Origin of the sequence: Chryseobacterium sp. JV558 (assembly GCF_033712365.1) — a bacterium.
Taxonomy (GTDB): Bacteria; Bacteroidota; Bacteroidia; order Flavobacteriales; family Weeksellaceae; genus Chryseobacterium.
In genome coordinates, this window is the sequence record NZ_WJHU01000035.1 from 1 (window position 1) to 421 (window position 421).

1 protein-coding gene is annotated in these 421 nt (G+C 42.5%); it reads left to right on the top strand.

What is annotated here, in order from left to right:
- A partial coding sequence (locus tag GFU89_RS23245) for an AMP-binding enzyme (RefSeq protein ID WP_413228619.1) occupies nt 1-421 on the top strand: 421 nt, incomplete at both ends.

A 421-nucleotide genomic window follows, 5' to 3' on the forward strand; every position in this document is an offset into this window, starting at 1 on the left:
GAAGATCCGTGGTTACCGTATCGAGCTTGGAGAGATCGCACAGGTTATGAGCCAGCATCCCCTGATCAAGAACTGTTTTGTTCATGCCAGTGAAGGCTCATCTGAGAACAAAGAACTGATTTTGTATTATGTGAGTGAATCTTCGTTAAGCATTCGTGATCTACGATCTTATTTATCAGAGCGTCTACCTTCGTATATGATCCCGGGATATTATATGCAACTGGCTGAACTACCATTGACCTCAAACGGAAAGGTAGACAGAAAAGCACTTCCCATGCCAGAAGATATGGGCATTGATACAGGTGTGGAATATGTATCTCCGCAAACTTCTACAGAGAAGATCCTGGTTGATATCTGGCAGGAATTGTTAGGTATTGAACCAATAGGCATACATGATAATTTCTTTGATTTGGGAGGGCAC